The organism is Micromonospora sp. NPDC002411 (genome assembly GCF_053592955.1).
On the sequence record NZ_JBSFBM010000270.1, the window covers coordinates 1 to 9152 of the forward strand.

The following is a 9152-nucleotide window of genomic DNA, read 5'->3' on the forward strand; positions in this document are numbered from 1 at the left end:
CTCGGCCCAGCGGCCCACCTCGTCGAAGACCTTCTTCCGTACGGCGGGGCCGGAGAGGGTGAGGTCGTGCAGCCCGCCGTCGAAGCGGGCGAGGGCTTCGCCAGGGCGGTGGCGGTGGCCGGCTGCTCGGTGGCGAGCCCGACCCGTTCGGCGACGACCAGGCCGAGCAGCACGGCCACCGCCTCGTCGTCGGTGAGCATGAGCGGCGGCAGCTTGTATCCGGAGTGCAGCCGGTAGCCGCCGTAGCGGCCCCGGTCGGCGGTGACGGGGATGCCCAGCTCGACCAGGGTGGCCGCGTACCGGCGCACGGTCCGCTCGTCGACGCCGAGCCAGCCGGCCAGCTCGGCGGCGGTAGCGCGGTGCCGGGTCTGCAACACCTCGAGGAGAGCCAGCACCCGACCGGCGGGATGTGACACGGGCCACTCCTCCAAACCGGGCGGATTCTGCCCGCATTCGATCGTACGGTCTGTCGGTAACCGAGAGAAGGAGCGACAGATGGCGACGTTCGTGCTGGTTCCGGGGTTTTGGTTGGGCGCCTGGGCGTGGCGGGAGGTGACCGCGACGTTGCGGGCGCAGGGGCACGAGGTCCACCCGATGACCCTGACCGGGTTGGCCGAGCGGGACCACCTCGCCGGGCCGGAGGTCGGCCTGGAGACGCACACAGCGGACATCGTCCGGCTGATCGAGGTCGAGGATCTGCGCGACGTGCTGCTGGTCGGGCACTCCGGTGGCGGCATGCCGGTCGCGCAGGCGGCCGACCGCATCCCGGACCGGATCGCCCGGGTGGTCTACGTGGAGAGCGGACCACTGCCGGACGGCACCGCGCAGTTCGACACGGTGCCGCCGGAGGAGCAGGAACGACTCCGGGCCGCGATCGGCGACGGTGACCTGCTGCCGCCGCCGGCCTGGGATCCGACCGCCGACCCGACCAACCTGGCCGGTCTGGACGAGCCCACGTTGGCTCTGCTGCGCGCCCGGGCCACCCCGCAGCCGCTGCGCGCGGCCACCGACCCGGTCCGCCGCACCGGCGGTCGTCCGGTGCCGACCGCGCTGGTCGCCAGCACCTTCCCGCTCGCCGTGGTCCGGCAGATGATCGACGAAGGGCACCCGTTCTTCACCGGGCTGGCCGGCGGCCACCTGTTCGAGTTGCCGACCGGGCACTGGCCGATGCTCAGCGAACCGAAGGCTCTCGCCGACATCCTCGACGCGGCCGCCCGGGGCTGAGCAGAGACCCGAATCGGGGGCAGCCCGCCCCGGCGGGTGCGGACGTCAGCGGGGCAGCAGCGCGGCGATCTCGGCGACGACCGCCGCCGGGGTCCGGCCGTCGGTGGTCACCGTCTCGGTGGCCACCTCGGCGTAGAGCGGCCGACGCTGGTCCAGAAGGTGCTTGAGGGTCGCCCGCGGGTTGATCGCCAGCAGCGGGCGGCCCGCGCCGAGCCCGACCCGCTTCACCGCGTCGGGCAACTCGACCGAGAGGTACACCACCCGGTGCCCGACCAGGGCGGCCCGGGTCTCCTCGGCCAACACCGCGCCGCCGCCGAGGGCGAGCACCCCTGTGCCGCCGGCCAGCGCCGCGGCCACCGCGGCCCGCTCGAGGGTACGGAAGTGAGCCTCACCCTCGTCGATGAAGATCTCCGGGATCGGCTTGCCGGCCATCTGCTCGATGTCGATGTCGGTGTCGCGGAACTCCACCGAGAGGGTGTCGGCGAGCGCCCGCCCGACGGTGGTCTTGCCGCAGCCGGGCGCGCCGACCAGCACGACGACCGGTGCCATCAGCGGATGACCAGCGCGTCGAGGTAACCGGCCAGGTTGCGGCGGATCTCGGCGATCGAGTCGCCGCCGAACTTCTCGGTGGCCGCCTCGGCGAGCACCAGCGCCACCATCGCCTCGGCGACAACCGCCGCGGCCGGCACCGCACAGACGTCGGAACGCTGGTTGATCGCGGTGGCCGGCTCACCGGTGGTGACGTCCACAGTGGAGAGGGCCCGGTTCAGCGAGGAGATTGGCTTCATCGCCGCGCGGACCCGCAACGGCTCCCCGGTGGTGATGCCACCCTCCAGGCCACCCGCCCGGTCGGTGACCCGGCGGACGCCGGTGGCGGACGGAATGATCTCGTCGTGCGCCTCCGAGCCACGGGACCGGGCCTGCTGCCAGCCGTCACCGATCTCCACACCCTTGATGGCCTGGATCGACATCAGCGCGGTGGCCAGTCGAGCGTCGAGCTTGCGGTCCCACTGCACGTGACTGCCCAACCCCGGCGGCACCCCGTACGCCAACACCTCGACCACGCCGCCGAGGGTGTCGGCGGCCTTCTTCGCGGCGTCGACCTCGGCGACCATCAGGGCGCTGGCCTCCGGGTCGAGGCAGCGCAGCGGGTCAGCGTCGATGCGGGCGGCGTCGGACGGGACCGGACGCAGACCGGGCTTCGCGGCCACCGGGCCCAGCTCGACGACGTGCGAGACGATCTCGATGCCGAGCGCCTGACGGATCAGCGCCTTGGCGACCGCGCCGACGGCGACCCGGGCGGCGGTCTCCCGGGCGCTGGCGCGTTCCAGGATCGGCCGGGCGTCGGTGTGGCCGTACTTCTGCATGCCGGCCAGGTCCGCGTGGCCCGGCCGGGGTCGGGTCAGCGGGGCGTTGCGGGCCTGGCGGGCCAGCTCGTCGGGGTCGACCGGGTCGGCGGCCATCACGGTCTGCCACTTCGGCCACTCGGAGTTGCCGACCCGGATGGCCACCGGGCTGCCCAGCGTGACGCCGTGGCGCAGACCGCCGAGCAGCTCGACCTCGTCCCGCTCGAACGACATCCGGGCGCCGCGGCCGTAGCCCAGCCGCCGGCGGGCCAGCTCGTCGGCGATCACGGAGGTGGTCACCTCGATGCCGGCCGGCACCCCCTCCATCATCGCGACGAGGGCGGGACCGTGCGATTCACCTGCAGTCAGCCAACGCAACACAGCGATCAGTCTGTCACGGCCGGCCACCGCCCGGACACGCTGCCCGCCGTGTCCCGCCCGGTGGACGCCCCCGGCCCGAGGGGAAACCTGGGATCGGGGCGGCGCGCCGGGCAGCCCGGCCGGCAGCGACCTCAGCGACCCAGGTCAGGGGTCTCCCCGCCCTCACACCTCCGTCAGCACACCAGCCAGTTCCCGGTACTCACCGCCCGTGCGCGGACAGACGAACCGGCCGTCGCCCTTGGCGACCAGCGGCTCGCCCGCCCGACCCACCCAGCCCACCCTGCGGGCCGGGACGCCAACCACGAGCGCGAAGTCGGGCACGTCCGTGGTGACGACGGCGCCCGCGGCGATCAACGCCCAACGGCCGACCGTCACGGGCGCCACACAGACGGCCCGAGCTCCGATCGCCGCGCCCTCCCCCACGGTGACCCCGACCGCTGTCCAGTCGTCGCCACCCTTGAGCCGGCCCTCCGGCGTCACCGCCCGCGGGTACTCGTCGTTGGTGAGCACTGCCGCGGGCCCCACGAAGACGCCGTCGCCCAGCACGGCGGGCTCGTAGACGAGACCGTAGTTCTGGACCTTCACGTTGTCGCCGAGGCGTACGCCCGGTCCGACATACGCGCCCCGGCCGATCACGCAGTCGTGCCCGAGGCGGGCGTCCTCCCGCACCTGGGCGAGATGCCAGATCTTCGTGCCAGGCTGGATCGTCGCGCGTACGTCGACATCGGCGCCGGGTGCAACGAACACGTCGTTGCGGTGTGGCTCCACAGAATCGGTCATCTCGTTCCTCGTCGTGAGTTCGGTGCCCATCACTGTAGGAACCAGCGCGGACCGCCGGCTGCCCTTGAGGCGGCCCGTGTCACGCACCCGTCGGCTCGAATTGACGCGACCGACAGCCGGTGCGCCTGGGCCGAAGGTATGGGTTCCCCAGCGGCGGCCCGCCGAAATCCGACACAGCGCTGTCCACGCCGATCGCCGGCCGGTAGCTTCCCGGGGCGGGCCAGGTCAACGGGTGCCAATCCTGGTCCGACACTGCGCTGTGTCGGACGTCGGCTCTTGGTCGCCCACCACGAACCGCCGTAGACGAAACGGATCACCGTGACTTCTTCACCTGCCGTCTCCGACCAACCCATCGGGATCGCCGTCATCGGCGCCGGCTACTGGGGCCCCAACCTGGTTCGCAACTTCCAGGGATCCACGGCGTTCCGGCTGCGCTGGCTGTGTGACCTCGACGTCGACCGGGCCCGCCGCGTGCTTGGGGACTACTCGACCGTGCAGGTCACCGACGACCTCGACACCGTGCTGGCCGATGACGCGGTGCAGGCCGTCGCGATCGCCACCCCGGCCGGCACCCACCTGCCGGTGGCGCTGGCCGCGCTGCGCGCCGGCAAGCACGTGCTGGTGGAGAAGCCCCTCGCCGCCACCTACGACGAGGGCCGCCAACTCGTCGAGGAAGCCGACCGGCGCGGGCTCACGCTCATGTGCGACCACACCTACTGCTACACCCCGGCTGTTCTCCGCATCCGTGAGCTGCTGCACGCGGGTGAGCTGGGCGAGCTGCACTACCTCGACTCGGTTCGCATCAATCTCGGTCTGGTCCAGCGGGACATCGACGTGATCTGGGACCTGGCGCCGCACGATCTGTCCATCCTGGACTTCGTGCTGCCGCCGGGCGTCGTGCCGGTGGCCGTCGCCGCGCACGGTGTCGACGGCATCGGCGCCGGCCGTAGTTGCGTCGCGTACCTCACGCTCCGACTCAACACCGGTGCGATCGCACACATCCACGTCAACTGGCTCTCCCCCGTCAAGATCCGCACCACCATCATCGGTGGCTCTAAGCGCACCCTGGTCTGGGACGACCTCAACCCCAGCCAGCGGCTGGCGATCTTCGATCGGGGCGTCGACGTGGCGACGCCGGACGAACTCGGCGCCGAAGAACGCCACGACGTGCTCGTGTCCTACCGCTCGGGGGACATGGTGGCGCCGGCACTGACCGAGCGCGAGGCGCTGCGGACCATGGTCGAGGAGTACGCGCGCGCCATCCGCAGCGGATCGCCCGCGCTCACCGACGGCCGAAGCGGCCTACGGGTCCTGCAGATCCTGCAGGCAGCCTCGCACAGTCTCACCAAGGGTGGCGTGATGGTCGATCTGGAAGGAGAGTCCGAACGATGAGTGCGGCGGTTTCGGTCAAGAATGCGCGTGCCCTGGTGACGGGCGGAGCCGGCACGATCGGCTCGCACGTGGTCGACCTACTCGTGCGCGGCGGTGCCAGCGAGGTCGTCGTTCTCGACAACCTCGTACGCGGCCGGCGCGAGAACCTGGCGTGGGCGCTGCAGAGCGACCGGGTGCGCGTGGTGGAGGGCGACATCCGCGACGTCGACCTCGTCCGCGACGTCACCCGGGGCAAGGACCTGGTCTTCCACCTCGCCGCCATCCGGATCACGCAGTGCGCCGAGGAGCCCCGACTGGCCAACGAGGTGCTCGTCGACGGCACGTTCAACGTGCTGGAGGCTGCCGCCGCCGAGGGCGTCCGCAAGGTGATCGCCTCGTCGTCGGCGTCGGTCTACGGCCTGGCCGAGGAGTTCCCCACCGGCGAACGGCACCACCCGTACAACAACGACACGTTCTACGGGGCCGCCAAGGCGTTCAACGAGGGCATGCTGCGCAGCTTCCACGGGATGTACGGGTTGGACTATGTGGCCCTGCGGTACTTCAACGTGTACGGCCAGCGGATGGACGTCCACGGGCTGTACACCGAGGTGCTGATCCGCTGGATGGAGCGCATCGACGCGGGCCTCCCCCCGCTGATCCTCGGCGACGGCACCCAGACGATGGACTTCGTGGACGTTGTCGACATCGCCCGGGCCAACATCCTGGCCGCCGAGTCGGCGCACACCGACGAGGTGTTCAACATCGCCAGTGGGGTCGAGACCAGCCTCAACGAGCTCGCCCGCACGCTGCTGTCGGTGATGAAGAGCGACCTGTCCCCGGAGTACGGCCCGGCGCGGACGGTCAACGGGGTCACCCGGCGACTCGCCGACACCTCCGCCGCCGCGCGGGCACTCGGCTTCCGGGCGGAGATCGGTCTTCGGGAAGGCCTCCAGGGGCTGGTCGAGTGGTGGCGCGCGGAGCAGCCCGCCCACGGCGGGTCCCAGGAGGCGCGGTGACCATCGAGGCGGCCCGCCGCATCCCGGTGATGCTCCCCGCGCTCGGCGAGGAGGAGGCACTGGCCGCGGCGGACGCTGTCCGCTCGGGGTGGGTCGCCCAGGGCCCGCGGGTCGCGGCGTTCGAGGCCGCGTTCGCCGCCAGTGTCGGGGCGGCCCACGGCGTCGCCGTCAGCTCCTGCACCACGGCGCTGCACCTCGCGCTCGTCGCGGTCGGGGTGCAGCCCGGTGACGAGGTGATCGTCCCGTCGCTGTCGTTCATCGCCACCGCCAACGCGGTCCGCTACGTCGGAGCGCGGCCCGTCTTCGCCGATGTGGACATCACCACCGGCAACGTCACGGTGGCGACGCTCGACGCGGTGCGCACCCCGCGCACCAGGGCCGTCATCGCCGTGCACCAGGGCGGCGTGCCGGCCGAGGTGTCCGCGCTGCGGACCGCCGCCGACCGCTGGGGCGTGTCGCTGATCGAAGACGCGGCGTGCGCGGCCGGCTCTACGGTGAACGGTGCTCCGGTCGGTGCCGGGGCTTTGCTCGCGGCGTGGTCGTTCCACCCGCGAAAGCTCCTCACCACCGGCGAGGGCGGGATGATCACCACCGACGACGCGGACTGGGCGGTGCGGCTGCGCCGGCTGCGCGAGCACGGGATGAACGTGTCGGCCGCGGACCGGCACGCGAGCGCCCAACCGATCCTCGAGGCGTACCTGGAAACGGGCTACAACTACCGGATGACCGACATCCAGGCCGCCATCGGCCTGGTCCAACTCGGCAAGCTCAGGGACATCGTGGCGCAGCGTCGCCACCTCGCCGCGCGGTACCACGAGTTGCTGGCCGACGTGCCCGGTGCGGTCGCGGTCCGCGATCCGGCGCACGGCCGCACCAATTTCCAGACGTTCTGGGTGCTGCTCACCGACGAGTTCGGCGTCGGACGCGACGAAACCCTCGCCGCGCTCGCCGCCGCCGGGGTGTCCGCCCGGCGCGGCATCATGGCGTCGCACCTGGAGCCGGCGTACGCGGGCGTCAAACCGGCCCCGCTGCCGGTAACCGAGCGGATCACACGCGACTCGCTGGTCCTGCCCCTGCACCATGCGCTCACCGAGGACGACCAGGACCACATCGTCGGAACGCTTCGTGGACTGGTCCGCCGATGACCAACGATCTCGTGATCGTCGGTGCCGGCGGAATGGCTCGGGAGACGGCGGCCACCGTCGCGGCGATCAACGCGGTGGCGCCGACCTGGCGACTACGGGGCTTCCTCGACGACGACCCCGCCCTGCACGGCGTGACCCGTGCCGGGTTGCCGGTGCTGGGCCCGCTGGACGCGATCGCCGACCTGCCCGATGCCGCCGTGGTGGTCTGTGTCGCCAACGCCCGCGACCCCGGCGTCCGCGAGCGGGTGGTACGGCGGCTGGGCCTGCCGGTGGCACGGTACGCAAGCGTCGTCCACCCGTCGGCCGAGGTGCCCGCCGGCTGCACGGTCGGGCCGGGCTCGGTGCTGCTGGCCCAGGTCGTCCTGACCGCCGACGTCACGGTCGGCGCGCACGTGGCGATCATGCCGCAGACCGTGCTCACCCACGACGACATCGTCGCCGACCACGTCACGATCGCCTCGGGCGTGCGGATCTCCGGTTCCGTGCGGATCGGCCGCGGCGCCTACCTCGGGGCAGGGGCGCTGATCCGCGAATCGCTCACCGTCGGCGCGAAATCGATCATCGGCATGGGTGCGGTCGTGCTCAACGACGTACCCCCCGACGAGGTGTGGGCCGGCAATCCGGCCCGCTTCCTCCGTCCCGTCCGTCAGCCAACTCTGCAGGGAGTGCTCGCACGATGACCGCGATTCCGTTGGTGGACCTGCAGGCTGCGCACGCCGAGGTGGCGGAGGAGGTCGCCGTCGGCTTCAAGCGGGTCCTGGCGGACACCGCCTTCATCGGCGGCCCCGAGGTGGCCGCCTTCGAACGCGAGTACGCGGCGTTCGCCGGGGTGAACCACTGCGTGGGGGTCGCCAACGGCACCGACGCGCTCGAACTGGCACTACGCGCCGTCGGCGTCGGAGGAGGCGCCGAGGTGATCCTGCCCACGAACACCTTCATCGCCACCGCCGAGGCCGTCGCCCGTGCCGGCGCCCGACCGGTGCTTGTCGACTGCGATCCCGACTCGTACCTGATCGACGTCGACGCGGCGCTGGCCGCGATCACGCCGGCCACCCGGGCGATCATCCCGGTACACCTCTACGGCCAACTGGCCCCGGTGGAGCGCCTACGCGACGGCCTGGCCGGACGTGACATCGCCATCGTCGAGGACGCCGCGCAGTGCCAGGGCGCCACCCGGCACGGACGCGGCGCCGGTGTCGACGGCATCGCCGCGACGAGCTTCTACCCCGGCAAGAACCTGGGGGCGTACGGCGACGCCGGAGCCGTGGTGACCGCCGACGCCGACGTCGCCACCATGGTCCGCACCCTCGGCAGCCACGGCGGCGTGCAGAAGTACGTGCACGACGTCATCGGTGTGAACAGCCGACTGGACGGCCTCCAGGCGGTCGTGCTCCGCGCCAAGCTGGCCCGGCTGGCCAACTGGAACGCGCTGCGCCGGGCCGCGGCCGCCCGGTACGACGCGCTTCTGGAGTCGGTCGACGTGCTCCGCCCGGTGACCCTGCCGGGCAACGAGCACGTCTGGCACATCTACTGTCTCCGGGTCCCCGGCGACGGCACCCCGGCCCGCCGGGACCGCGTGCTGGCGCGGCTCAACGCGAGCGGCGTCGGGGCGGGGATCCACTACCCCGTGCCGGTGCACCTGACGAAAGCCTTCGCCGGCCTCGGCTACCCGCAGGGGGCCTTCCCGCACGCGGAGCGGATCGCGACCGAACTGCTCTCGCTGCCGATCTATCCGCAGATCACCGCCGACCAGCAACAGGCCGTCGTCGCCGCGCTGACCGCCGCGCTGGCCGGCTGAGCGGGTCTGTTCCCCCAGGTCGCAGGCGACCCGGGCGGCGGACGGGCAGGCGGACCTGGGGATGGAGATGTCGTGTACGTGACGCTGCGGG

At 72.2% G+C, this 9152-nt stretch carries 10 protein-coding genes; 6 read left to right on the forward strand and 4 right to left on the reverse strand.

Annotated elements, in window-relative coordinates; translation table 11 throughout:
* The coding region (locus ACWCO3_RS26120; protein WP_450012526.1) for a helix-turn-helix transcriptional regulator at positions 1-416 on the reverse strand (416 nt) is incomplete at its 3' end.
* 79 nt (positions 417-495) lie between these two features.
* Between ACWCO3_RS26120 and ACWCO3_RS26125 the strand changes: the two genes are divergently transcribed.
* Positions 496-1224 carry an alpha/beta fold hydrolase gene (locus ACWCO3_RS26125; RefSeq protein ID WP_145783729.1) on the forward strand — a complete coding sequence of 243 codons (729 nt, stop codon included), beginning with the start codon at positions 496-498 and terminating at the stop codon, positions 1222-1224.
* Positions 1225-1269: 45 nt separating this feature from the next.
* On the opposite strand, the gene ACWCO3_RS26130 is transcribed toward ACWCO3_RS26125, so the two are convergent.
* The 3 genes from ACWCO3_RS26130 to ACWCO3_RS26140 form a co-directional block, all read right to left on the reverse strand.
* Entirely contained in the window at positions 1270-1773 is a 504-nt protein-coding gene (locus tag ACWCO3_RS26130) for a shikimate kinase (RefSeq protein WP_145783732.1), read from the reverse strand.
* Positions 1773-2951: a chorismate synthase gene (aroC, locus tag ACWCO3_RS26135; RefSeq protein WP_357843358.1), complete on the reverse strand. Its 1179-nt coding sequence runs from the start codon at positions 2949-2951 to the stop codon at positions 1773-1775. Before aroC ends, ACWCO3_RS26130 begins: the two co-directional genes overlap by 1 nt.
* A gap of 162 nt (positions 2952-3113) precedes the next feature.
* A complete protein-coding gene (locus ACWCO3_RS26140; protein ID WP_145783739.1) occupies positions 3114-3731 on the reverse strand; it encodes an acyltransferase in 618 nt (205 codons plus the stop codon).
* Positions 3732-4049: 318 nt separating this feature from the next.
* On the opposite strand from ACWCO3_RS26140, the gene ACWCO3_RS26145 reads away from it, so the two are divergent.
* From ACWCO3_RS26145 to ACWCO3_RS26165, 5 genes are read left to right on the forward strand one after another with little or no spacing between them, the layout of a single operon-like run.
* Positions 4050-5123 (forward strand): Gfo/Idh/MocA family protein, encoded by a 1074-nt coding sequence (locus ACWCO3_RS26145; protein WP_145783741.1) that lies wholly within the window; start codon positions 4050-4052, stop codon positions 5121-5123.
* Positions 5120-6118 carry an NAD-dependent epimerase/dehydratase family protein gene (locus tag ACWCO3_RS26150; RefSeq protein ID WP_145783743.1) on the forward strand — a complete coding sequence of 333 codons (999 nt, stop codon included), beginning with the start codon at positions 5120-5122 and terminating at the stop codon, positions 6116-6118. The genes ACWCO3_RS26145 and ACWCO3_RS26150 overlap by 4 nt, the downstream gene beginning before the upstream one ends.
* Entirely contained in the window at positions 6115-7263 is a 1149-nt protein-coding gene (locus ACWCO3_RS26155) for a DegT/DnrJ/EryC1/StrS family aminotransferase (protein WP_244311796.1), read from the forward strand. Before ACWCO3_RS26150 ends, ACWCO3_RS26155 begins: the two co-directional genes overlap by 4 nt.
* Positions 7260-7943: an acetyltransferase gene (locus ACWCO3_RS26160; protein ID WP_450012531.1), complete on the forward strand. Its 684-nt coding sequence runs from the start codon at positions 7260-7262 to the stop codon at positions 7941-7943. Before ACWCO3_RS26155 ends, ACWCO3_RS26160 begins: the two co-directional genes overlap by 4 nt.
* Positions 7940-9061: a DegT/DnrJ/EryC1/StrS family aminotransferase gene (locus tag ACWCO3_RS26165; RefSeq protein WP_145783747.1), complete on the forward strand. Its 1122-nt coding sequence runs from the start codon at positions 7940-7942 to the stop codon at positions 9059-9061. Before ACWCO3_RS26160 ends, ACWCO3_RS26165 begins: the two co-directional genes overlap by 4 nt.
* The last annotated feature ends 91 nt before the right edge of the window (positions 9062-9152 follow it).

Coding starts and splice junctions, on each gene's coding strand:
- ACWCO3_RS26125 (WP_145783729.1), top strand. CDS start 496: ATGGCGACGTTCGTGCTGGTTCCGGGGTTTTGGTTGGGCGCCTGGGCG.
- ACWCO3_RS26130 (WP_145783732.1), bottom strand. CDS start 1,773: ATGGCACCGGTCGTCGTGCTGGTCGGCGCGCCCGGCTGCGGCAAGACC.
- ACWCO3_RS26140 (WP_145783739.1), bottom strand. CDS start 3,731: ATGACCGATTCTGTGGAGCCACACCGCAACGACGTGTTCGTTGCACCC.
- ACWCO3_RS26150 (WP_145783743.1), top strand. CDS start 5,120: ATGAGTGCGGCGGTTTCGGTCAAGAATGCGCGTGCCCTGGTGACGGGC.
- ACWCO3_RS26160 (WP_450012531.1), top strand. CDS start 7,260: ATGACCAACGATCTCGTGATCGTCGGTGCCGGCGGAATGGCTCGGGAG.
- ACWCO3_RS26165 (WP_145783747.1), top strand. CDS start 7,940: ATGACCGCGATTCCGTTGGTGGACCTGCAGGCTGCGCACGCCGAGGTG.